We start from the raw sequence: 22,854 nt of genomic DNA on the forward strand, positions 1-22,854 counted from the left end.
CCCGCGCTCCTGACACGCTTGTCCGGCAATGAACTTAAGCCAAAAGGCGACATCTCTACTTGGCAGAAACACGACATTTGAACTTGGGACCTACAAGTTAATGATCGATAATTAGGATTATGTAAATTGCTGAATGACCAATGTTCGTTGAACACAGCCCGACGGACTCTCGGTTAATCCAGAGCCACTAAACGGTGGCAAGCCGCGCTTTCAGTCAATCGCATACCTTCCCCTCGGCCCTCAAACGGCTTCCCGCCCGCACACATACAGCACCCGCTATTCGAGGCGGCGAAGGCACGCATTCTCGTGAAGGCGCGACGGCCGCTTTCCGGCGCCGCGGAACAACTGCTGAGTTGGATTCTTCAACGAATGAGCGTATTCGCGGCAAGCGCTTGAGGCCGCGCTCACACTTTCAGGACTGAGCGATGTCGCGAAGGATATGTTCACTTTCACTCTTGGCTTCCATCACGTATGAAATTCCGGAGGCCCGAAGCAGCCCACGCAGGTCTGCGTACGAGTCAAAAGTAATTGGACCGGGCGCACATTCCCTATGCGTTGATGGATCAACGATGCCTTCATGCGAAGCGTTGTGCACGTGCCGCACGCGGCGGCGTCCAGTCCAATTGATGCGATCCAACGATGGACCATGCGAGCACGCTGGCGCGTCGATAGACACGCTGCCGCCTGCAGCCGACTCGCTAAAGTAAATTGATAGATTTCAGTCGATCTGAACTCTGTCGAGAATCTCGTCCGAACCTACCTCGAGAGGAGCGAAATTGGTCGAGCGCACATAATCCGGTCGCGGCTGCTTCACCTGTTCTGGCTTGTTCTCCACCTGGTTGTAGACGACATAGGCTTGCCATCGATCGTCACCTGAAAGGTTGTGACCCGATGAATGCACGATGTTTGCGTCGAAGAACACCACTGTTCCCGGTCGGCCGATGATAGGCACGGCCTTGAGATGGCTGGACAAGATATCGAGCATGGTCGGCTTGGGTACCACGTAAAAGCGATAACCGGTCGTCTCATCGAACGTTGGATCGAGTGAGCCTAGTTTGTGGCTTCCCGGAATAAAGTAGAGACATCCGCCCATTTCGGTCGGCTCATCGAGCATGACCAACGCGGTTGTCATATGCGGTTCTTTCACGCCGTCCATATGCCAGGTGCCGAAATCCTGGTGCCACTGCCAGACCGAACCGTCGATTGCCGTCTTCAAATTGCACTTTGTGTGATAGACGTAAAGTTGGGGATCGTTGATCAGTTGTTGTGCGGGTTCGAGCAATCTGGGCGAGCGCACTGCGGAGTGAAAAATCGGCGATGCCGTTGGACTGGCGGTCTCGTGAACTTTATAAATCGTTTTTGCAATGCCGCCCGTTTTTTCACGAACGAGATGGTCGGTGTCGATTTTTTGGATTCGGCGCAAGTCGCTCTTCATATGCTCGACTTCTTCTTTCGAGAAAAGCTCTGGCAGAACCACGAAGCCATCGCGCTCGTACGCTTCCAACTGCGACGTCGTAAGTTTCATGAGGGGATCTCCTGACTTGTTAGTGTGGTCTCATGATCCTAAAAGCGTTCGCATCCGATGTAAAAGATATAATAGGTTGCGTATCGATACTCGAAAGGTTCCAAATGGAACTGCGTCATCTTCGCTATTTTCTGACGGTGGCACGCACACTCAACTTCACGAAGGCGGCGGACGAACTGCACATGGCGCAGCCGCCGTTGAGCCGGCAGATACGGGAACTGGAAGAAGAAATCGGCGTAGCGCTTTTCGAGCGCCAAGGCAAACGCGTGTTTCTCTCATCGGCGGGCCAGGTCTTCGAGGAACGGGCCCGGCAGATTCTTAAGGACACGAACTCCGCAATCGTGGATTCGCAACGTGCGGCAAGAGGCGAAACCGGCCGGGTGGCGGTCGGGTTCTTCGAACACATTGCGTACACACTGCTGCCACCGCTCTTGCGTGATTTTCAACAGCGCTACCCTGCGGTGACCGTCGAGCTTCAATGGTTTTCCTCTGCGGAACAGATCAATGCCTTGAACCGAGGAGACGTCGATCTGGCTTTCGTCCGTTCGTTGCCGCCAAATAATCAACTGAACAGTGTCTTGTTGCTCCAGGACCGTTTTACGTTGCCATCGCTAAAGACAATCCTTTAGCAGCCAAACGACGCATTTCCATCAAGGACTGTAAGCAGTTGCGCGTCATTAATTATCGGAAGGATGTCGCGCCGGATTATCACGCCGCCATCAACCAGTTGTGCGCGCTTGCCGGATTTTCTCCCTCCACGAGCTTTGAAATGGGCCAGATCTACGCTTCCCTTGGCCTTGTAAGCGCCGGCTTTGGTGTGACGCTCGTACCGGCGTCGGTTCAACGAACGCACATGGAAAACGTCGTCTTTCGTCCTCTGCGCGAAGAGCACACGAAGAGCGAACTCTACCTTGCGTGGAAGGAGCCCAATTCGTCTGCTGCGCTAGGCGCTTTTGTCGAACTCGCGTGCAAGATAGCCGCGCATCCGCCGCGAAAAGCGAAGGTCGAGTAAGTGCAGCGGTACCGCTTCAATTGCGATCCAAAGCTTCGTTTGCAAGGCGAAACCGTCAGCAAACCCGAATGCGACCTTTTCGGAAAACTCCGCGACAGCAAGACGGTCGTCACCGTTGGCGGTCGACATCGAGCTTCTCGCGTAATTCACAGTAAGTGCATCGGCGGCCATTACGTGGAGCAATACATTTGCATGGCTATCGGTGAAAGCCATCCGGTCGTAAGTGGCAGCACCCTCCCCCATGCTTAACGGCGTCCGCTGATGCGGTGATGGCAAACATGCGCCCTCTGCACTGAGCAGAAAAAAGAGAAGATTTTTCGTGGACGGAACAACTATCCGGGGCACGGGTTTTGGCAAGTCGGGCGCGGCTACGCGATGGCTTCGAGGCTGTCACTTTTCAGCGTGTCAGATGGAAACTGTGCATGTTCGCGAATCATTCAAGCCGATAGGATAGGAACGAACTAGCTCATCTCTTCGACTCTACCGCCCATGCAACTGAAGCTTTATCAGATAGACGCTTTCACCAGCGAAGTATTCAAGGGAAACTATGCGGCGGTAATTCCGCTCGACGCGTGGCTTCCCGCTTCGCTAATGCAAGCCATCGCCAGCGAAAACAACCTGTCGGAAACAGCGTTCATCGTGCGTCGAGACGATGGCGTTTTCGACATCCGGTGGTTCTCACCGATCAAGGAGATCGCCTTCTGCGGACACGCGACGCTGGCGAGCGCTTTCGTTCTGTTCAGACACCTCCCTCAAGACGATCACCTCGTCTTCCATGCAAAAGCAACGGGCACGTTCTCTGTTCATCGGCGCGAGCGGGGGCTGATCGAAATGAACTTTCCTCGACGACAAAGTGAACGGATTAAAGATATCCCGGACCAGCTCGCGTATGGTTTGTCGATCAAGCCAACAGCAGTCTTCATAAACCAGCAGTCATACATCGCCCTCTACGACACCGAAGCCGAGGTACGCGCCGTCGTGCCAAATCTGGAACTGCTCGCGCAACTTGGACCACTGGATGTCGCGGTCACCGCTCGTGGCAACCAATACGACTTCGTCTCCCGATACTTTTGGCCAGCGAACGGCGGCGCCGAAGACCCGGTGACGGGGTCCATTCACGCGGCGCTTGCTCCGCTCTGGTCCGACATTCTTGGCAAGCCGAAGCTCGTCGCGTTACAGGCTTCCCAACGAAGCGGCGTTCTACATTGCGAGATCGAACCGGAGCGTGTGTTGATATCCGGTCACGCGGTTCAGTATATGGAAGGAACCATCGAACTGCCCGACTAGCGCGCGCTTTACAATGCTGCGGCTCGAGTGTGCGGACACGGCAGCGCTGCCGCAGCTCAATACCCTTTAGAATCGAGGCGCGTTCCAGAGACTCGACTCAAGCACTTACCTCGCTACCTCAATCGGAATCATTCACCTGCACGAAGTCCGGGCTCATCGTTTCCCAAGGCTGCGTCGTCGATTAGAAGTCACGCACTTCGGCCGGGCAACGCCGACAGGCAGCTGGATCGAAATGTTCATCTCGCACGATGACTTACACCGAACTTTGCACGATTCATTGCAGACACGGCCAGCAACTAAGCGCACGCCAAAGTAAGCGAAGTCCAAAGACCTCCGCACTTCACGTCCGGCTAAGCGACGCGCGCAGCTTACCCGGCGTCACACCGTACGCTTCGCGAAAGCCGCGAATGAAGTGCGCCGAATCCGCGAAGCCACATTCGTAGGCGATCGCGGTGACGCGCTTCGCCGAGTTCAAGAGTAGCCAGCGGGCGTATCGCAAGCGCATCGTCCGGTAGAACTCCTTTGGCGTCACGCCCATTTCAGACATGAACACGCGCTCCAATTGCCGCGCATTTGAACCGGTCATCCTGGCAATCGCGGCGATCGTCAGCGGGGCTTCGAGATTCTCCTCCATCAGCACGATCGCGTGACGCAGCAAGAGACTATCGACGGCGAGGTAGCCGAGCGCACGGCGGCGTTCGACGAAGGACGTGCCGCTCTTGCGACTCACCGTCATCTGGTGAATGACCTTCGACGCGCGGTCGGCGCCGCAATGCACGGAAATCAACCGCGTGGCGAGTTCGATGGCCGACACGCCGCCCGCGCACGTAATGCGGTTGCCGTCGATCACGTAGTCGGCGTTCGTGACCACGCGCAGGCCGGGGAACATGGACTGATAATCGTCGTAGTGAAAGGAGTGCACGCACGCGACGCGGTCGTGCATGTAGCCCGCTTTCGCCAGCACGAAGCTGCCGGTGCACAGGCCGATGAGCGGCACGCCGGCTGCGTCGGCGTCGCGCAGCGCGTCCCAGTAGCGCGGGTCGACATGTTCGAGCCTGGGCAGCAAGCCGCCGATCACCACGAAGTAGTCGAATCGCGACGCCTTCCCGGAATACGCCCGAACTGGCACGCTCACGCCGCAACTCGCTTCCACGGTGTCGTCCGTCGGCCCGAGCAAGGTCCACGTACACCGTAACTGGCGGCTCTGGTCGCCGAGATCCGCGGCGTGCCGCAGGCAGTCGCAAAAACTGGCGAGCGAAAGCAGCGGAAAGCTCGGCCAAAGTAAAAGGCCGACGCTGAGCTCGGCGCCCGCGCGTCGCGCAGATACCTTGCGATCCACGCCGTCCATGCGATCGAGCCGCTCGACAAGTCCGCGCCCGAGCGCCGCGGTATCGGACTTTTTTGCGTTCGCCATTGCCATCCATGCACTCCTTGAATGCCGTGAGGTCGTCGGCGCCAGTATAGGAGCGCCGAAAAGCGATCGGTGCGACTTGTCGCATTCGTTCTATTTTTCCGCGAGCGCGTGCAATGCCGGCCATTTCGTCGCCGTTACATTGAAGTCAGTTCCGGGGTGAAGACGGCCGGAAAGAACCGATTCAAAACAGGGAGTGCGTCATGTCAGCAGCGTTGCATCTGGCGGTTTGCGCCGCATTTGGAAGTGCGTTCGTCGTCCTGCATCCGGTGGAGGCGTGCGCCGATGAAGTAGTGAAGATCGGCCACGTCGCGCCTCTGACGGGGGCCAATGCGCACCTCGGCAAGGACACTGAGAACGGCGCACGGCTTGCCGTCGAGGAGATCAACAAGAAGGGCCTCGTGATCGGCGGACAGAAGATCACGCTTGCGCTGGATGCGCAGGACGACGCCTCCGATCCGCGCCAAGGCACACAGGTCGCGCAAAAGCTCGTGGACGACAAGGTGGCGGCCGTGGTCGGGCACATGAATTCCGGCACCTCCATTCCGGCCTCGAAAATTTATAGCGATGCCAACGTGCTGCAGATTTCGCCCTCGGCCACCAATCCCGTCTATACGCAGCAGGGGTTTCGCACGACGTATCGCGTGGTCGCCACCGACGCGCAGCAGGGTCCGGCGCTTGCCGACTATGCAGCCCGAGTGCTGAAGGCGAAGTCGGTCGCCATCGTCGACGACGCCACCGCTTACGGTCAGGGTCTCGCGAACGAATTCGAAAAGCGCGCCAAGGCGAACGGGATGAACGTCCTGTCGCACGACGCAACCACCGACAAGGCCGTGGACTTCCGCGCGATCCTGACCAAGGTGAAGAGCGAGCATCCCGACGTGATCATGTACGGCGGCATGGATGCGACAGGCGGCCCGTTCGCGAAGCAGGCCCGCCAGCTCGCAATCTCCTCGAAGGTACTGGCCGGCGACGGCCTGTGCGCAGCGTCGCTGTCGCAACTGGCTGGCGAGGCGGCGGACAACGTCGTGTGTTCCATCGCCGGCATGCCGCTCGCTAAAATGCCCGATGGCCCCGCGTTCGAGCAACGCTACGAAGCGCGCTTCGGGCAGAAGGTGCAGCTCAACGCCCCGTTCGCGTATGACGCGGTGTACATCATCGTCGACGCGATGAAGCGCGCGAATTCCACCTCGCCGGACAAGATTCTCGCGGCGATGCCCAACACCGACTTCAAGGGCGTACTCGGCGAGACGCAATTCGACGCGCACGGCGACCTCAGGCAGGGAATGATCTCGCTCTATCACTACGTGGGCGGAAATCAAACGTTGCTCGACGTCGTCAAGATGTAATGGCCGCACATTCACAAGGACGACGCAAGCCATGAACATTCTGGTGATCGGTGCGGGCGTGATCGGTCTCACGACCGCATACCGCTTGCGCGAGGACGGCCACGAAGTGAGCGTGATCGACCGGCGCACGGAGGTCGCGGCGGAAGCGAGCCGCGCCAACGGCGCGCAGCTTTCTTACAGCTACGTGGCGCCGCTCGCCGGTCCTGGCGTGCTTGCGAAGCTTCCCGGTTGGCTTATGCGTCGCGACGCCCCGGTGCGCGTCTCGCCCGCCATCGACGTGAATCAGTGGCGCTGGTGCTGGCAATTCGCAAGGGCCTGTACTCAGGCGATGAGCGAATCGACCACGGCGCAACTCCTTGCGCTGTCCTTTCTGAGCCGCTCGCTGATGCACGAATTTACCGCCGCCCATCCCACGCTTGCCTTCGACTACGTCCGCGCTGGCAAGCTCGTCATGCATCGAAGCGCAATGGCGATGTCGCGGGCCGCGTCCTTGCTGTCGTACCAGCGTACGCTCGGCAGCGAGCAGCAAGCGCTCGGCGTGAGCGATTGCGTCGCGCTCGAACCCGCGCTGGCCCAGGTGGCAGATCGATTCGTCGGCGGCATCCATACGCCGGGCGAAGAGGCAGGCGACTGTCACCGCTTCTGCGTGGGACTCGAAAGCTTGTTGCGCGAACGAGGCGTGGCGTTCGAGCTCGGTACGGCCGTGCGTTCGCTGTCCGTGTCGAACAAAGGCGAGGTCCGGGCAATCGCCGGAAGCCGCAGGTTGGACGCGGAACATGTCGTCGTGGCGTCGGGTTGCGACAGCGCGGCCTTACTGCGCACGATTGGCGTGCGAGTGCCAGTCTATCCGCTCAAGGGTTACAGCCTGACGCTCGATGCAGTCGCGGGAAAGGCTGCACCCGCGACGAGCGTGACGGACTTCGACCGCAAGGTGGTGTACGCCCGGTTGGGCGACCGTCTGCGCGTGGCGGGCATGGCGGACATTGTGGGACATTCGAGCGCGATCGATGCGACCCGGCTCGCGACGTTGCGGCGCGAAGCGCAGGCCGTCTTTCCGCACGTGGGCGATTATGACGCGGCAGCCGCGTGGGCGGGCTTGCGGCCGGCCACCCCGCGCGGGACGCCGATCATCGGAGGGTCCAAATACTGGAATCTCTGGCTCAACGTCGGTCATGGCGCGCTTGGCTTCACGCTCGCCATGGGCTCGGCGCACGTGCTCGCGCAACGGATGGCCGGGCGCCAACCTTCGCTCGACGACACCCCCTTCTCGCCGCGTGCTGCATCATGAATGCGCGTGTCGTCATTGTCGGCACGGGCGGCACCATCGCGGGACGCGGTGCGTCGGCCGCGCATACCGCGACCTACGACTGCTCTGTCGAAACGGTGGATGATTTGCTCGACGCGTTGCCCGGCGCGCGCGATCTCGCCGATATCCAAACGGCCCAGCTTTTCCAGACCGGCTCTGAAAACTTCGGCAATGAGGAGCTGCTCGGGCTCGCGCGGCATGTTCGCGCGCTTCTCAAGCGGGACGACATCGACGGCGTCGTGGTGACGCACGGCACCGATACCATCGACGAGACGGCATACTTTCTGCACCTGGTGGTGCCGAGTGCGAAGCCCGTCGTCGTGGTCGGCGCAATGCGCCCGGCGTCTGCGCTCAGTGCCGACGGACCGCTCAACCTGTACAACGCGATCGTGGTGGCGTCGAGCGCGGCATCGCGCGGCAAGGGTACGCTCGTCGTTTCGAACGACGAGATTCACTCGGCGCGCGACGTCGTCAAGACCAGCACCTTCAAGCAGGAAGCGTTTCGTTCGACCTTCGGTCCGCTAGGCTACGTGGTCGAGGGACGCGCGCGTTTTTATCGGCTGGTGGCGCGGCGGCATACGGTGGAAAGCGAATGGAGCATCGACACCATCCAAGCCTTGCCCGAGGTCGCTATCGTCTACGCGCATGGCGGCATCAACCGAACGGTGATCGAACACATGGCGTGCTCCGACGTGGATGCGATCGTGTACGCCGGGACGGGCAACGGCAACGTGGCGCACGAGCTGATCGATTCGCTCGTGAAAGCGCGCGCGAGACACATTCATATCGTGCGTGCGTCGCGCACGGGCAGCGGCATCGTCATCCGCAATGCCGCACAGCCGGACGATCGCTATGGATGGATCGCAGCGGACGATCAGGTCCCGCATAAGGCGCGAATCCTGATGATGGTGGCGCTCACGGGAACGAGAACCACGCACGCGTTGCAGGAAGCGTTCGTGACGTACTAGAACCCCGACCGCGCGCCGCAGGCATGCCTGTTCCCTGGCCTCAATGCGCCCCAGCCGCCTCCGCCGAATCCCCACCCTTCACCGGCCGCGTAATCCAGATAAGCGGAATGATCAAAATGAAAATGAACGTGGACGCATAGAAGAAATCGTCGAGCCCCATGACGGCAGCCTGATTCGCCACCATCAACTCGAACGATGCGTAAGCCGCACCCACATCGATATGAAGCTGCGACTGCAATGCCGCGATGGTCTGATTGAAAACCGGATTATGGACGCTCGCCTGTTCGGTCAGCCGCACGTGATGCACGACCGTCCGATGATTCCATACGGTGCCCGCGATCGACGTGCCCACCGCCCCGCAGAAAATGCGCGCGAAATTCGACAACCCCGCCGCTGCGGGAATTCGTTCGGGCGGCAAGCCGGAAAGAATGATCGACACGAGGGGCACGAACCAGAGCACGGTTGGAATACCTTGAAGCAAGGTCGGGATGACGAGATGCCAAGCATCGACCGTACTCAAATACTGCGTGCGCATGAAGAACACACCGGACAGTCCCATGAACGCGACCGTCACGAGAACGCGGGCATCGAATAACTGTAAAAGTCGCCCGATAAAAGGCGAAAGCAATACCGTGAAAATGCCCACCGGCGCGGTGACGAGGCCGGCGTCGTAAGCGCGATAGCCGAGATACTCCTGCATCCATTGCGGCAGCAGAACGAGGTTGCCGAAGTAGAGCGCGTAGGAAACGGAAATGGCTATGGTGCCGCTGCTGAAGTTGCGCAATGCGAAGAGCCTCAGGTCGACGACCGGATGCGCCTCCGTCAACTCCCACACGAGAAAGAACGCGAAGCTGACGAGGGCGATGAGCCCCAGCGCAACGATGAAGGGCGATGCGAACCAGTCGAGGTCCCTGCCCTTGTCGAGCATCACCTGAAGCGAGCCCACCCACACCACGAGCAACGCAAGGCCGACCGTATCGATGGGCAGTTTCTTCGTCGGCGTCTCGCGCTTGCGATAGATGATCCACGTGGCGCCCGCCGCAATGAAGCCGACCGGAATGTTCACGTAGAAGATCCACGACCAGCTGTAGTTGTCGGTGATCCAGCCGCCTAACACCGGTCCTGCGATCGGACCGACCGTGGCGGTCATCGCCCAGAGCGCCAGCGCCATGTTGGCGCGCGCCTTCGGATAAGAACTCAGCAGCACGGCCTGGGACAAGGGAATGAGCGGCCCGGCCACGAGGCCTTGCAAGATCCGCGCGCCCAGCAGGAAAGGCAGGTCAGGCGCGATGCCGCAAAGCCATGAAGCGAACACGAACATCAGAATCGCGCCGACGAACAGGCGGATCTGGCCGATCTGCTGCGTAAGCCAGCCCGTTAATGGAATGGATACGGCATTCGCGGCCGCGAAGATCGTGATGACCCACGTTCCCTCGTCGACCGATACGCCGAGGTTTCCCGAGAGATTCGGCACGGCGACGTTCGCAATCGACGTATCGAGGACGGTCATGAAGGTCGCAAGCGCCACCACGATGGTGGCAATCACGAGCTGGCCGCCCTGCAACGGCGGATGCGGGACGGGTGCTGCGGGAGACGGCGATCCCTGCGTCATGACTGCGGTTCGGGGTTGATTGTTGTAAGCAGAAGCGGTTCTTCAGTTGGGCGCGTCCTCGAAACGAGCGATTCAACCCGCTCGTCTCGCACGCGCCGCAACTGTCGGTGACGTGAGAATAGCGGAGCTCGCTGCTTTATTAAACGCCTATTTCATAAATTCGCCTAGGCGATTACTTCGCAGAAGGGTTATCCCCTAGGCAAACCGGATTGACACAGATCAACAACAAACACACACTGTGATCACAGATCACGGAATCAATCCGGCTCTCTTGCGCTGCCCGTGGCGCGGACCAACGCATCAACATGCGCAAGATGCAAAAAGCGCGAAATGGGCCATGCGAGCAAGAACCGCACACGCCTATCACCATCGCCCGCGCTTCGAAAAGCTGACCAAATAACAACCGTCCTACAGGAGCCAACCACATGGATTACCTCAAACTGCTCGCCCCGCCCGCCGGATTGCGCGTGCTGATTACTGGCGGCGCGTCGGGCATCGGTTTGACGATCGCGCAGGCGTTCGTGTCCACGGGCGCGCGCGTGCATGTATGCGATGTCGACGCCAAAGCCATCGATGCCCTATCGACTCATGCGACCGAATCGCCGTCGATCACCGGTACTCGCGCCGACGTATCGAACAAAGCCGACGTCGCGCGCGTGTTCGACGACGTGAAGCGCGAACTCGGCGGCCTCGATGTGTTGATCAACAACGCGGGCATCGCGGGACCGACGGGCGGCATCGACGAGATCGAGTCGGACGACTGGGAACGCACCATCGACATCAATCTGAATAGCCATTACTACTTTTCGAGCCAGGCCGTGCCGATGCTGCGCGAAGCAAATGGCGGCGGCGTGATCGTTTTCATGTCGTCGGTCGCAGGACGTCTCGGCTATGGATTCCGCACGCCCTATTCCGCGACCAAATGGGCGATCGTGGGCCTCGCGAAGAGTCTCGCCATTGAACTCGGCGCGGACAACATTCGCGTGAATGCGGTGCAGCCGGGCATCGTCAAAGGGCCGCGCATGGAAGGCGTGATCGCCGCGCGCGCGAAGCAACTGAACATCAGCTATCAGGAAATGGAAGCGCGTTATCTGGAGAAGATTTCGCTGCGCCGCATGGTGACGCAAGAGGAGATCGCCGCCAGCGTGCTGTTCCTGAGCTCGCCAGCTGGCAGTGCGATTTCCGGTCAGGCGCTGTCCGTCTGCGGCAACGTCGAAACGCTCTGAATATCGCTTCAAACAAGTACGAGAGGAGATCGAACACCATGGCAAGCAAACGCAAAGTCATCATCACCTGTGCGCCGACGGGCGCCATCCACACGCCTTCCATGTCGCCGTATCTGCCGGTCACGCCGGATCAGATCGCCGATGCCGCACTCGCCGCCGCACGCGAAGGCGCATCGATTCTTCATTTGCACGCGCGCGATCCCGAAGACGGGCGGCCGACGCAAGACCCTGCGGTTTTCGAACGCTTTTTACCGCGCATCAAGGCGGAAACGAACGCGGTCATCAATCTCACGACGGGCGGCAGTCCGCATATGACGGTCGCCGAGCGCCTCAAGCCCGCGCATCATTTTCAGCCGGAAGTGGCATCGCTCAACATGGGATCGATGAACTTCGGGCTGTATCCGATGCTCGACCGTTTCAAGGACCTGAAGCACGACTGGGAACGTCAGCATCTGGAGAAGAGTCGCGATCTCGTGTTCAAGAACACCTTCGCGGATATCGAGTACATCCTGAGTTCGTGCACGGCGAACGGCACGCGCTTCGAGTTCGAGTGCTATGACACCTCGCATCTCTACAACCTCGCGCATTTCGTCGATCGCGGGCTTGTGAAAGGGCCGTTCTTCGTGCAGACCGTGTTCGGACTGCTGGGCGGCATAGGCGCGCACCCGGAAGATCTGGCGCATATGAAGCGAACCGCCGATCGCCTTTTCGGTTCGGATTATGTGTGGTCCATTCTCGGCGCGGGGCGCAATCAGATTCCGCTCGCGTCCATCGGCGCGGCGCAAGGTGCGAACGTGCGCGTCGGCCTTGAGGATTCGCTGTGGATCGGTCCTGGCCAGCTTGCCGAATCGAGCGCGCAGCAAGTGCGCCAGATTCGCCAGGTGATCGAAGGCTTGTCGCTCGACATCGCGACGCCCGCCGAAGCGCGTCAGATGCTCGCGCTCAAGGGCCACGACAACGTGAACTTCTGAAGACCGCACCGAAGCAAGCGGACGCGCGCCAAGCGACGTCCGCGCCATGACAACGAAAAGATACACGGAGACAAGTCATGAAAGCCTACCTATCTCGCCGCGACGCTTCACCTCGTCGTCCATGCGCGCCCTGCTCTTCCAATCCGTCCTGACGCCGGGAGTCATCATGTCCACGCCCAGTTCTTCGCGTAACTCAACACATGCGTCACCCCATGCGTCGCTGAACGCGCTGCTGTTTCGCAAGCTCATGCCGCTGCTCGTGATTTCGTATGTGATCAGCTTTCTGGATCGCACCAACATCGCGCTTGCCAAGCATACGATGAGCATCGATCTTGGCCTGTCATCCGCCGCCTACGGGCTAGGCGCGGGGCTGTTCTTTCTGACGTATGCCGCTTTCGAGATTCCGAGCAATCTCGTGATGCATCGTGTCGGCGCGCGCTTTTGGATCACGCGCATCATGGTGACATGGGGCGTGCTCTCGGTGGCGATGGCCTTCGTGCGCGGCGAGACCTCGTTCTATGTGATGCGTCTTCTGCTCGGCGTGGCCGAAGCGGGACTCTTTCCCGGCGTGATGCTGTATCTGACTTACTGGTTCGGACGCGAGGATCGCGCGCGCGCCACCGGCTACTTCCTGCTCGGCGTGTGCGTGGCCAACATCGTCGGCGGCCCGCTTGGGGGTGCGCTGCTGGAAATGGATGGCGTGCTCGGTTTTCACGGCTGGCAATGGCTGTTCATGGTCGAAGGCGCGCCTGCCGTGCTGCTCGCGATCGTCGTGTGGAAGATGTTGCCCGACCGGCCGACGCGCGCTTCGTGGTTACCGCGCAATGAAGCGCTGGCGCTGGAGCGTCGTCTTGCCGCCGAACAGGAAGCCATCGGTACGGGTCACGGCGGTCATACGTTTCGCGCGGCGCTGGCGGACAGACAGATTTGGCTCTCGATCTTCGTCTACTTTTGCCATCAGTTGACCATCTATACGGTTATCTTCTTTTTGCCAGGGATCATCGGATCTTCGGGGCACTTCTCGCCATTCGTCGTCGGCGTGCTGACGTCCACGCCGTGGGTCGCCGCCGCACTCGGCGCCGCCCTTTTGCCGCGCTTCGCGAGCAATTCATCGCGCAGCCGCCGCATGCTCGTGGGCGGCCTGCTGATCATGGCCGCGGGCATGCTGGTCGCCGCCTATTCGACGCCCGTCATCGGCTTTCTCGGCGTGTGCGTGTCCGCTTCGATGTTCTTCGTGGTTCAGTCGATCATCTTCACGTTCCCGTCTTCGCGGCTTTCAGGCAGCGCGCTTGCGGGCGGGCTCGGGCTCGTCAACACGTGCGGGTTGCTCGGCGGCTTCGTCGGGCCCACGGTCATGGGGATCATCGAGCAATCGACCGGCAAGGCGATGAACGGGCTGGTGTGTCTTGCTGTCGCGCTGATTGTCGCGGCAATATGCAGTGTGCGGTTGCGGCACGGCCATGAAACACGCAAGACGAGCGATGCGGATCGACGGGCGACGAACGCGGCTTGAACGATTGATGGTTTTCCTGGATGCGAATCGCCGAGCGGGCTTGTTAAATCCGCTCGCCGATGGCACGGTTAGCTTCGGCTCGTCAGGGACATGTATCGGGCACGCGTTGAACATGGCGATGAGCGACCGGAACAAAACGCGTCGCCTCAACCAAGGTGGCGATCATCGCCAACTACGACACTGCGGATGCATCTCGCCGTCATTCAACGCCATTCGCCACGGCATCAGTCGTCTTTCCGGCGAGCGACGTCACCGGAAAAGTGCGCGCCGACAAGCTCACGCGCCGCTTCCCACAACTGCGGCGATCCGCGTGCAATCACAGGCCCGTACCGCTCCACGACCTGTTGCTCGTTCACGCCGTTCTCCGTCCACGTGCCTCCGCCAGTCAAGGTATTGATCAGCAACGGCTGCAGCCGATCGAGCGATTTGGCGAAGATCGCCTCCGGTGTCTCAGCCGCCTCGAATTCCATCCATAGTTTGCGCAGTTCGCGCCCTTGATCGTCGGGCAATAACCCGAAGATTCGCTCCGCGGCCCGTTGCTCCGATTGCTCGATCGACGCGGAATCCGCGCCTGGCGCGTGCAGCGGATGATCGCCAGCATCGATCTCGACGATGTCATGCACGAGCAGCAGTTTGATGACATGAAAACTGTCGACCTCCTTCGCGCAATCCGAAAGCACCAGCGCGAACATGGCCAGATGCCACGAGTGCTCCGCCGAATTCTCCCTGCGGCTGCGGTCGATGAGCGGCGACTGCCGCATAACCGATTTCAGCTTGTCCAGTTCGATGAGAAACCCGAAGCGCCTCGAGAGCGGCTCGACCTCTTTGTCTTGGTTCAAATTCACTCTCCCGGAAGACGGTTGCACACGAGGAGAAGTCTACCGCTCGTCCTAACCTCCTCGCGCCGCGTGCACGAACCGCCGCACCTTGTCTTCATCGACGGGATTCCACCACACGCCGCCCACCTTCAGCGAACTCGCGACGATCACCGCATCCACGACCGACAAAATCTCCGCGACGTTGGTTTCCGTGCAGCCGCTGCCCACCAAAAGCGGAAGCCTGGTCGCGGCGCGAATCTGCCGAAGATAATCAAGGCTCGCGACATCGCCCGTGCGCTGGCCGGTGGCGATGATCGCATCGGCATCGAAGAATTCGACATCGCGCACGAGTTCCTCGAGCGCACGATCCGCGACGATTGCATGCGCGCCGTGCTTCACGTGCGCGTCCGCAAACACGCGGATGCCTTCCGCGCGCAACCGCGCACGATATCGCAAGGCCCGCGCCGCCTCGCCTTCGATGATGCCTTCGTTGGCCACATAAGCATTCGCCCACTGATTGACGCGCACGAACGCGGCATTGCTCGCGGCCGCGATGGCAAGCGCCGGCACCGAAGCGTTGGCAAGCACGTTGATGCCGATAGGCAGGCCCGTCTCGCGCGCAATCCGGTCCGCGCTCACGGCCATGAACGCCGATGTTTCCGGTCCGATGTCATCCGGTTTTGCGAACGGCACGTCGCCATGATTTTCGACGATGAGACCATCGACGCCGCCTGCTGCATACGCGCGGGCATCGGCAAGAGCGGTTTCGTATAGCGCCTCGCTCGTGCCTCCGTCGTAGCGCGGCGCGCCGGGAAACGCCGGGCAGTGAATCACGCCTATGACCACGCCGCGCGGGCGGCCGAAAATATGCGCGATGCTGTCGGTGCGTCCGCGTCCAACCTCGTGTCCGGTGTCCATGAGAATCCTGTCGAAGTATCGGTCAGATGAAGCGCGCGAGTTCGAGCATGCGCGCACGATCCGGAAAACTCGCCTGCGTGCCGTGCCGGCCGACCACATAGGCGGCAACGGCCATTGCGCGAGGCAGGATGTCGCGCAGTCGATGGCCGTGCGCGAGCCCAGCCGCGAGCATGCCGCAGAGTGCATCGCCTGCGCCGACCGTGTCCACGGCAATGACTTCAGATGCGGGCATCTGCTCGATGCCGCCGTGCGCGCCGCACCAGACGACGCCGCCCGCGCCGAGCGTGAGCAGCACGTCGGTCGCGCCTGCCGCGTGCAGTGCGAGCGCCGCGCGGCGTGCATCGGCGTCGCCCGACAGCATTTCGGCCTCGACGCTGTTGACGACGAGCACATCGACATCGGGCAGCAGCGCGTTGACCTCGAATTGCACCGGTCCCGGATTCAGAAGCGTATGCCGCCCGCCGCGACGCGCCGCGCGCAACCACGTCGCCGTCACCGTGCGCGCCAGATTGCCTTGCAGCACGATCCAGTCGCCCGGCGCGCTCACGGCGTCCAGCAACGCGGCATCCGGTGCGTAGCCGCTGGCGGCTTCGTTGCTCGTGACGATGGTGTTTTCACCGGCAGCATCGACGGTGACAATGGAAAGATCCGTCGTGCAATCGAGATGGTCAACGTGCCGCGTATCGATGCCTTCCTCACCGAGCATGGCGACGATGCGCGCGCCGTCGGCGTCGCGTCCGACAGCCGCAAGCAACGTCACCTGCGCGCCCGCGCGTGCAGCGATCACCGCCTGATTCGCGCCCTTGCCGCCGAAGTCCAGCGTGCTGCCAAGCGCAATCGACGTCTCGCCGGGCTTCGGCAACGAAGCCACGCGCAGCGTCATGTCCATCGCCGCGTTGCCGATCACGCAGACGCGCGCGCTGCTCATGATGGTGCCATCCGGTAGCCGAACATTGCTAGATACGAGCCGAGCGCCTCACGCGGGCAAGCATCGCGGCAAGCCGCGCATGCCGCGCGCGCGAGGTCGAGATCGAGATCGAGGTCGGCGATACCGAAATACATCATGCCGCGCGCGCCTCGGTCAGCCAGTCGAGACACTGCCGCCAAAGCCGTCCATAACCGTCCCACGCGGAGAACTCGGGCGGCAGCCAGTGCACGGACATGTCGCTTGTCCAAGCAAGCGTGCGGCCCTCGCCATACTGCCCCGCCACGAGCAACGGATGGCCCGTGTCCGGCACGGTTGCGATGAGCGTCGCACCTGGCTTCAACTCGACTTCGTTGTAGCCGAGCAGATGCGGCCATTGCATGCCGAGGCCCTCTATCACCGGATGCCGCGCGACGATACTCGGCGTGAACCCCTCGGGCACTTCCACGCGGTCGTCCCACGCGAGGCACTTCACGGGCAGCACGTCCTCGACGGGCGTATTGCGAAAGCGCGCACTGCCGTTGATGCCTTGAAAGCTCAGATAGCCACCGATCATCATGAGACCGCCGCCTGCCTCCACATACTCGCGCAACAACTTCAGGCGGTTCGGCGTGCGCTTGCTGTGCACCCACGTATCCGGATGCAGCAAGAGCGTATTCGCGCCGATGTCGGAAAGAATGATCGCGTCATACTCCTTGAGCCCTTCGAGCGTCGTGGGAAATCGCGTCTGCGCGTCGTGACTCGGCATGTGCGTGACCGCGTACCCGGCGCTGTCCTTGAAGAGCGCGAGAAACTGCTCGGAGCCGGTGTGATACGTCACCGACGCGAACAGATCGAAACCCTTCACATGGGTTGCCGTGCTGGTCCACGACTCTCCGGCGAGCAGGACTTTCTTCGTCATTCTCAATCTCCTTGAACGCGACGGCTCGTCACGCCAGATGCCGCCGCCGAGAACACGCGAGCGGGATTGGTCACGAGCATGGTTTCGATCTGCGCGTCGCTCACGCCGTGGCGTCTGAGTCTCGGCACGAAGTGTTCGAGGATATAGCCGTAGCCGAAGCCGCCGTAACGCGTGAGCATCATCTTGAGGAACACGTCCTGCGAGAGCAGCAGATTGCCGATGAACCCCGCATCGATGAGCGCGCGGATAGCGCGCGCGTTCTCTTCATCGGACGGCGATTGCGCGGCTTCGTCGGCGTAGTAGTAGTCCATGCCGATCATGTCGTATTCGAGCCACGCACCGCGCCGCGCGATGGAATGCTGATACTCGATATCCGCGTGGCTCGGGTTCATGTGACAAAGCACCGTATGCGCGAGATCGGCGCCCTCGCGCTCGACGATATCGAGCACGCGATGTCCATGCCGCACCCATCCCGGCAGATGCACCGAAAGCGGCACGCGCGTGGCGGCGCTCGCGCGAGCCGCCGCGCGCAGCGACTTCTCTTCTTCCGCCGTGAACGCCGCCGACACGCCGATTTCGCCGATGAGCCCCGCGATCACATCTGGCTTGCGCTCGGCGCCGCCCACGTCAAAGATCATCTGCTCGGCGAGTTCGTCGATGGAACGCTCGCGCACGTACGCCGGATGCGAAGGCTCCAGATAAAAGCCCGTCGACATGACGATGTTGAGCCCCGTGCGCCGCGAAATGCGCTGCAGCGCGAGCGGATCGCGGCCAATGCCGAGGTTGGTCGGATCGACCACCGTCTGGCCACCCAATTCGCGGAACTTCATCAGTTCCTCGGTGGCGGCATCGACATCGAATAGCTGGCAGTTGTCGCGGTTCATGAGCGGATTCATGCGCAGCGCGCCCAAAATGCCGACATGCACCTTCTGCTCGCCGATATGCCGCTCGCCGCAACAGGCGGGCGCGACCCATTTGCCGGAGGCATCGACGAGAATATGCTCGTGCATCAGCGTGATGCCCATTTGCTCGATCGGTAGCGGACCGAGCACCGTCATCGCGTGGCCGCTGCCGACACCTATGGGCAGCGTCGCCGGATGACCGAATACGGGTTTCGTCGACATCATGTTCAGCCCTTCTTTCCACGCCGGGCGGAAAAGATGCGCGTGTTCAGCCAGATCGCGAACAGCATGATGGCCCCCTGGATGATCTGCGTATAGAACGGCGACACGTGAACCAGAATCAGCCCGTTGCCGAGCACGGCAATGGTCAGCGCGCCGAGGAGCGTGCCCAGAATGGTGCCGCGGCCGCCGAACAGATTGGTGCTGCCGAGCACGACCGCCGCGATCACCGCGAGCTCGAAGCCGACGCCCTGATTCGACGAACCGCTCCCGAGCCGCGCGGTCGTAATGAGCCCGGCGAGCCCCGCCGCGATGCCGCTCAGCACATACACCTTGATGATGACGCCGCGTGTATCGACGCCCGCGCGCCGCACGCCTTCCGCGTTCGTGCCGATCCCGATGATGTAGCGCCCGAAGCGCGTATGACGCAGCACGACCCATCCGGCGAGCATCACGGCCACCGCGATCACGGCGGGCAGCGGAAGTCCCAGGAACCACTCGCGGCCGAGCGCGACGAACCAGCCGTTGCCATCCACGGGCACGGAATAGCCTTGCGTGATGAGAAGCGCCGCACCGCGCACGATCGACAACGTGCCAAGCGTGACGATGAACGCGGGCATGCCCGCGATCGCGATGAAGTAGCCGTTCGCGAGCCCGATGACCCCGCCGAGCACGAGGCCGCCGATCAGAACGAGCGTATCCGGCATGCCCGCGTGCAAAGCGATGGCCGCGAGCGCGCCGACGAACGCGAGCGTCGAGCCCACCGAAAGGTCGATGCCCGCGGTGGTGATGACAAGCGTCATCGTAGTGGCGACGATCAGCAACGGCGCACTCTGACGCAGCACGTTAAGGAGATTGCCGGTGGTGAGAAAAGTGTCGGTGGCGATGCTGAACGCCACGACGCAGATCGCGAAGAAGGCCGCGATGCTCGCGACGCCTGCACGATGGCCCAGCCGGTGCGACAGCGAAAGCGCGCGCCGTGCGGAAGATTCGGAGGACACGGTGGTACCCATGATCAATGTTCGGCGTGTGGACGCGCGGAGCGCGCGTTGAATTTGTGCCCGACGATCAGATCGACGATCTCCTGCAGATTCGTCTCGCCGATAGGCCGGTCCGCGATGGCGGTGCCTTCGTACATCACCGTGATGCGGTCGCAGACCAGAAACAGGTCCTGTAGCCGATGACTGATGAGAATCACGCTGACGCCGCGCGCGCTTACGGTTCGCACGACATCGAGCACCGCTTCGACCTCCGCGACGGCGAGCGCGGCAGTCGGCTCGTCCATGATGAGCACTTTCGGATCGAACGAAACCGCGCGCGAAATGGCGATGGCTTGACGCTGTCCGCCCGACAGATTTTCCACGTCGAGTTTCGTGTCCGGAATGCGGATGCCGAGCCCGTCCAGCATGGAACGTGCATCGCGATGCATCTTCGCGTGATCGAGCATCGGCATGCCGAGCACGCGGCGCATGGGCTCGCGGCCGAGAAACAGATTGCCCGCGACATCGACCGTATCGCACAAGGACAGGTCCTGATAGACCATCTCGATGCGATGCGTGCGGGCATCGCCCGGATTGTCGAAATGGACCGTCTTGCCGTCGATCTCGATCGATCCGCTGTCGGGCACGACCGCACCCGACAGCACTTTCGACAGCGTCGATTTGCCCGCGCCGTTGTCACCGACGAGGCCCAGCACTTCGCCCGGCGCGACATCGAGATTCACGCCGCGCAACGACTGTATCGCGCCGTATTGCTTGGTGATGCCGCGCATCCGCACACGCAGCGGCGCGCCTGTGTCCACACTCGACATGAAGCTCTCCCGGTTTGGACGCGGCCTACTTGAACACGCTGCGATACTTCGCCACGTTCGCCTTGGTGACGATGGTCACCGGAACGGAGATGTTCTTCTCGACCGGTTGCTTCGCGATCAGCTTGAGCGCGGCGTTGACGGCCGCCTTGCCTTCGCCTTCCGGGTCCTGCTGCACCACGGCCACGACAAAGCCCTGATCGATGCCCTTGATGGCCTGCGCGCTCAAGTCCCAGCCGAAAATCTTGACGCGATCCGTCGCGCTTTGCGCCGACACGGCGGCCACGAGACCGATCAAGGCCGGTTCGCCGGTCGCATAAACGACCTGCATGTTCGGGTTGCCGGAGATGAGATTTTCGGCGGCCGTCTGCGCCTGGTCCTGCACGTTCTGGCCATCGACCGTGGACACGATCTTCGCATTGGGCGCGCCCGCGAGACCGGCCTTGAAGCCGTCCAGACGCACGTTCTGAATGTACGAATTCAGCGCGCCAACCACGCCCACGCTTGCCTTGCCGCCAAGCGACTTCTTGACGTAATCGGCCGTGTAAGTGCCGATGTCCTTGCCGACCTTGAGATTGTCGACACCGACTTGCACGTCGTTATCGCCGTTCACGATAGCGTCGATGGTGACGACCGGAATGCCGGCCTTCTTTGCTTCGGCAATCGCCGGCTTGATCCCGTTCACGTCGATGGCGACCACGAGAAGCGCATCCACCTTCTGCTGGATGTATGTCTCGATGGCGTTGTTCTGCGCGTTCGGGTCATTGTTCGAATTGAAGATGGCGAGGTCCGCACCCGCGGCCTTCGCGGCCTTTTGCGCGCCCTCATCCATCTGGGTGAAGAAGAGCGCTTCCTGATTGATCTGGACCAGCGCGATCTTCTTCTTGTAGGCGGCGTGCGCGCCGCCCGATAGTGCAATCAGCGATCCGGCGGACATCACGGCGACCGCGGACATGATCCGGCGTGACAGCATGGCGTTCATCACAGCTCCTCCATCGCAAAGGCGCAGAACGAGCGACTCGTCGGCTGGTCCTGGCATGGTTGAAACTTCAGAGGGCGCGGATGAAAACGCGCCGCTTTGTAAACCGGTTTACTTAGGCTACGGCCGTCGCCCCTTTCGTGTCAACCGGTCAAAATTAGAATTTGCGTGGAGGGGCGTTGACGCTGAGTTCAGCGCAAACGTGGCGGCGCGACGGACGCGCGTTGGATCAGACTCACGGGCAGCCGCCGCACGGTGGACGGTCCGCCGCCCGAGAGACGCGCAAGCAGCAACTCGACGCCCGTGCGGCCGAGATCGCGCGCGGACTGCCGAAGCGTCGTGATGGGCGGCATCAGCAGGCTCGCAAACTCCATGTCGTCAAAGCCGACGATCGACATATCGCGCGGCACGTCGATGCGTCGATCGCGCAGCGCTTCGAGCAGGCCGACCGCGAGGTAATCGCTCGCCGCGAAAATCGCCGTGGGCGGCGACGGCAGCGCAAGCAGACGGCCGAGCGCCGTCGCGCCGAACTCGCGCTCGTACGAGCCGAAACAGACGAGCGTTTCATCGAATTCGATATTCGCCTGCGCCAACGCCCGCCGATACCCTTCGCAACGCTCCTGCACGGTGAAAAGACCGAGCGGGCCGCTGATATGAGCAATGCGCCGATGCCCCGCCTCGATCAGATGCTGCGTGGCGAGATAGCCGCCCTGCACGTTATCGACGAGCACTTTGGGCACGTCCGCGCCGGGCACGTCCTCATCGATCACGACGATATTGCCGCGCGTGCCGATGAGCGTGCGCAGCGTGCCGTCGTCGGGACGGTTGGAGACGAGGATCAGGCCATCGAGATGCTGAATGTCGAGCCAGCCGACATACAGCGATTCGCGAGCGAACTGGTTGCGCGTGATGCACAAGGACAGACCGTAGCCATGCTCGGAAGCGGCCAGCTCCACTTCGTCGGCGATCTCCGCGAAGAAAGGATTCGCCACGTCCGGCATGGCCAAGCCGATAGTCTCGCTGCTGCCGAGGCTCAGGCGCCGAGCAAGGCTGTTTTGCCGGTACTTCAACGCCGCGATGGCGGCGTCGATGCGTTCGGCTGTGTCCGGCGGCAACGCGAGGCTGCCGTTCAGGTAGCGCGATACGGTCGCCTTCGAGACCTTGGCATGTTCCGCCACTTCGCGAATCGTGGACACTTTGGGCAC

At 61.5% G+C, this 22,854-nt stretch carries 21 protein-coding genes and 1 pseudogene; 8 read left to right on the top strand and 14 right to left on the bottom strand.

The genetic code is table 11. The annotated features are described in order from the left end of the window. Window positions 1–718: 718 nt before the first annotated feature. Complete coding sequence (locus NCT03_RS30965; RefSeq protein ID WP_250495222.1) at window positions 719–1,525, bottom strand: phytanoyl-CoA dioxygenase family protein; 807 nt, start codon at window positions 1,523–1,525, stop codon at window positions 719–721. 104 nt (window positions 1,526–1,629) lie between these two features. Between NCT03_RS30965 and NCT03_RS30970 the strand changes: the two are divergent. Further along, window positions 1,630–2,537: pseudogene (locus NCT03_RS30970) on the top strand (LysR family transcriptional regulator). Here NCT03_RS30970 and NCT03_RS30975 read toward each other — a convergent pair. After that, entirely contained in the window at window positions 2,469–2,894 is a 426-nt protein-coding gene (locus tag NCT03_RS30975; RefSeq protein WP_250495223.1) for a hypothetical protein, read from the bottom strand. The pseudogene NCT03_RS30970 and the gene NCT03_RS30975 overlap by 69 nt on opposite strands. A gap of 132 nt (window positions 2,895–3,026) precedes the next feature. Here NCT03_RS30975 and NCT03_RS30980 point away from each other — a divergent pair, with 132 nt between their 5' ends. After that, a complete protein-coding gene (locus NCT03_RS30980; RefSeq protein WP_250495224.1) occupies window positions 3,027–3,824 on the top strand; it encodes a PhzF family phenazine biosynthesis protein in 798 nt (265 codons plus the stop codon). A 340-nt stretch (window positions 3,825–4,164) separates the two neighbouring features. Here the strand turns inward: NCT03_RS30980 and NCT03_RS30985 are convergent, their stop codons facing one another. Continuing rightward, window positions 4,165–5,238, bottom strand: a complete 1,074-nt coding sequence (locus tag NCT03_RS30985; protein ID WP_250495225.1) for a GlxA family transcriptional regulator — start codon at window positions 5,236–5,238, stop codon at window positions 4,165–4,167. Window positions 5,239–5,438: 200 nt separating this feature from the next. Between NCT03_RS30985 and NCT03_RS30990 the strand changes: the two genes are divergently transcribed. From NCT03_RS30990 to NCT03_RS31000, 3 genes are read left to right on the top strand one after another with little or no spacing between them, the layout of a single operon-like run. Next, window positions 5,439–6,584, top strand: a complete 1,146-nt coding sequence (locus tag NCT03_RS30990) for a branched-chain amino acid ABC transporter substrate-binding protein (protein ID WP_244832426.1) — start codon at window positions 5,439–5,441, stop codon at window positions 6,582–6,584. A gap of 31 nt (window positions 6,585–6,615) precedes the next feature. Next, on the top strand, window positions 6,616–7,872 hold the full coding sequence (locus NCT03_RS30995; protein WP_250495226.1) for a D-amino acid dehydrogenase: 1,257 nt from the start codon (window positions 6,616–6,618) through the stop codon (window positions 7,870–7,872). Next, a complete protein-coding gene (locus NCT03_RS31000; protein WP_250495227.1) occupies window positions 7,869–8,858 on the top strand; it encodes an asparaginase in 990 nt (329 codons plus the stop codon). Before NCT03_RS30995 ends, NCT03_RS31000 begins: the two co-directional genes overlap by 4 nt. Window positions 8,859–8,898: 40 nt before the next feature. Here the strand turns inward: NCT03_RS31000 and NCT03_RS31005 are convergent, their stop codons facing one another. Next, window positions 8,899–10,470 (bottom strand): DHA2 family efflux MFS transporter permease subunit, encoded by a 1,572-nt coding sequence (locus NCT03_RS31005; RefSeq protein WP_250495228.1) that lies wholly within the window; start codon window positions 10,468–10,470, stop codon window positions 8,899–8,901. 425 nt (window positions 10,471–10,895) lie between these two features. Between NCT03_RS31005 and NCT03_RS31010 the strand changes: the two genes are divergently transcribed. The 3 genes from NCT03_RS31010 to NCT03_RS31020 all read left to right on the top strand — a co-directional run bounded on the left by NCT03_RS31010 (window position 10,896) and on the right by NCT03_RS31020 (window position 14,180). Beyond that, window positions 10,896–11,696, top strand: a complete 801-nt coding sequence (locus NCT03_RS31010; protein ID WP_250468314.1) for an SDR family oxidoreductase — start codon at window positions 10,896–10,898, stop codon at window positions 11,694–11,696. A 38-nt stretch (window positions 11,697–11,734) separates the two neighbouring features. After that, window positions 11,735–12,667 carry a 3,5-dioxohexanoate:acetyl-CoA acetone transferase gene (gene kce / locus NCT03_RS31015; protein ID WP_244832421.1) on the top strand — a complete coding sequence of 311 codons (933 nt, stop codon included), beginning with the start codon at window positions 11,735–11,737 and terminating at the stop codon, window positions 12,665–12,667. Between the two features lie 166 nt (window positions 12,668–12,833). Next, window positions 12,834–14,180 carry an MFS transporter gene (locus tag NCT03_RS31020; RefSeq protein ID WP_250495229.1) on the top strand — a complete coding sequence of 449 codons (1,347 nt, stop codon included), beginning with the start codon at window positions 12,834–12,836 and terminating at the stop codon, window positions 14,178–14,180. Between the two features lie 224 nt (window positions 14,181–14,404). Here NCT03_RS31020 and NCT03_RS31025 read toward each other — a convergent pair whose 3' ends face one another. The 10 genes from NCT03_RS31025 to NCT03_RS31070 all read right to left on the bottom strand — a co-directional run bounded on the left by NCT03_RS31025 (window position 14,405) and on the right by NCT03_RS31070 (window position 22,854). Continuing rightward, window positions 14,405–15,019 (bottom strand): HD domain-containing protein, encoded by a 615-nt coding sequence (locus NCT03_RS31025; protein ID WP_284503540.1) that lies wholly within the window; start codon window positions 15,017–15,019, stop codon window positions 14,405–14,407. Window positions 15,020–15,070: 51 nt separating this feature from the next. Then, window positions 15,071–15,916, bottom strand: a complete 846-nt coding sequence (locus NCT03_RS31030; protein WP_250468316.1) for a BtpA/SgcQ family protein — start codon at window positions 15,914–15,916, stop codon at window positions 15,071–15,073. 22 nt (window positions 15,917–15,938) lie between these two features. Beyond that, window positions 15,939–16,844 carry a ribokinase gene (locus NCT03_RS31035; RefSeq protein ID WP_250495230.1) on the bottom strand — a complete coding sequence of 302 codons (906 nt, stop codon included), beginning with the start codon at window positions 16,842–16,844 and terminating at the stop codon, window positions 15,939–15,941. Beyond that, window positions 16,841–16,981: a hypothetical protein gene (locus NCT03_RS31040; protein WP_250468318.1), complete on the bottom strand. Its 141-nt coding sequence runs from the start codon at window positions 16,979–16,981 to the stop codon at window positions 16,841–16,843. The genes NCT03_RS31035 and NCT03_RS31040 overlap by 4 nt, the downstream gene beginning before the upstream one ends. After that, complete coding sequence (locus NCT03_RS31045) at window positions 16,978–17,742, bottom strand: glutamine amidotransferase (protein ID WP_244832416.1); 765 nt, start codon at window positions 17,740–17,742, stop codon at window positions 16,978–16,980. The genes NCT03_RS31040 and NCT03_RS31045 overlap by 4 nt, the downstream gene beginning before the upstream one ends. Before the next feature lie 2 nt (window positions 17,743–17,744). Beyond that, on the bottom strand, window positions 17,745–18,869 hold the full coding sequence (locus NCT03_RS31050; RefSeq protein ID WP_250495231.1) for a phosphotriesterase family protein: 1,125 nt from the start codon (window positions 18,867–18,869) through the stop codon (window positions 17,745–17,747). Window positions 18,870–18,871: 2 nt separating this feature from the next. After that, window positions 18,872–19,876, bottom strand: coding sequence for an ABC transporter permease (locus NCT03_RS31055; protein WP_244832415.1), 1,005 nt, complete (start codon window positions 19,874–19,876; stop codon window positions 18,872–18,874). A gap of 2 nt (window positions 19,877–19,878) precedes the next feature. Then, window positions 19,879–20,673 (bottom strand): ATP-binding cassette domain-containing protein, encoded by a 795-nt coding sequence (locus NCT03_RS31060; protein WP_250468321.1) that lies wholly within the window; start codon window positions 20,671–20,673, stop codon window positions 19,879–19,881. Between the two features lie 25 nt (window positions 20,674–20,698). Continuing rightward, window positions 20,699–21,652: a substrate-binding domain-containing protein gene (locus NCT03_RS31065; protein ID WP_250495232.1), complete on the bottom strand. Its 954-nt coding sequence runs from the start codon at window positions 21,650–21,652 to the stop codon at window positions 20,699–20,701. A gap of 188 nt (window positions 21,653–21,840) precedes the next feature. Beyond that, entirely contained in the window at window positions 21,841–22,854 is a 1,014-nt protein-coding gene (locus NCT03_RS31070) for a LacI family DNA-binding transcriptional regulator (RefSeq protein ID WP_250495233.1), read from the bottom strand.

The sequence above is a fragment of the Caballeronia sp. GAWG1-1 genome (genome assembly GCF_023631465.1).
In the GTDB taxonomy this organism is placed as follows: Bacteria; Pseudomonadota; Gammaproteobacteria; order Burkholderiales; family Burkholderiaceae; genus Caballeronia.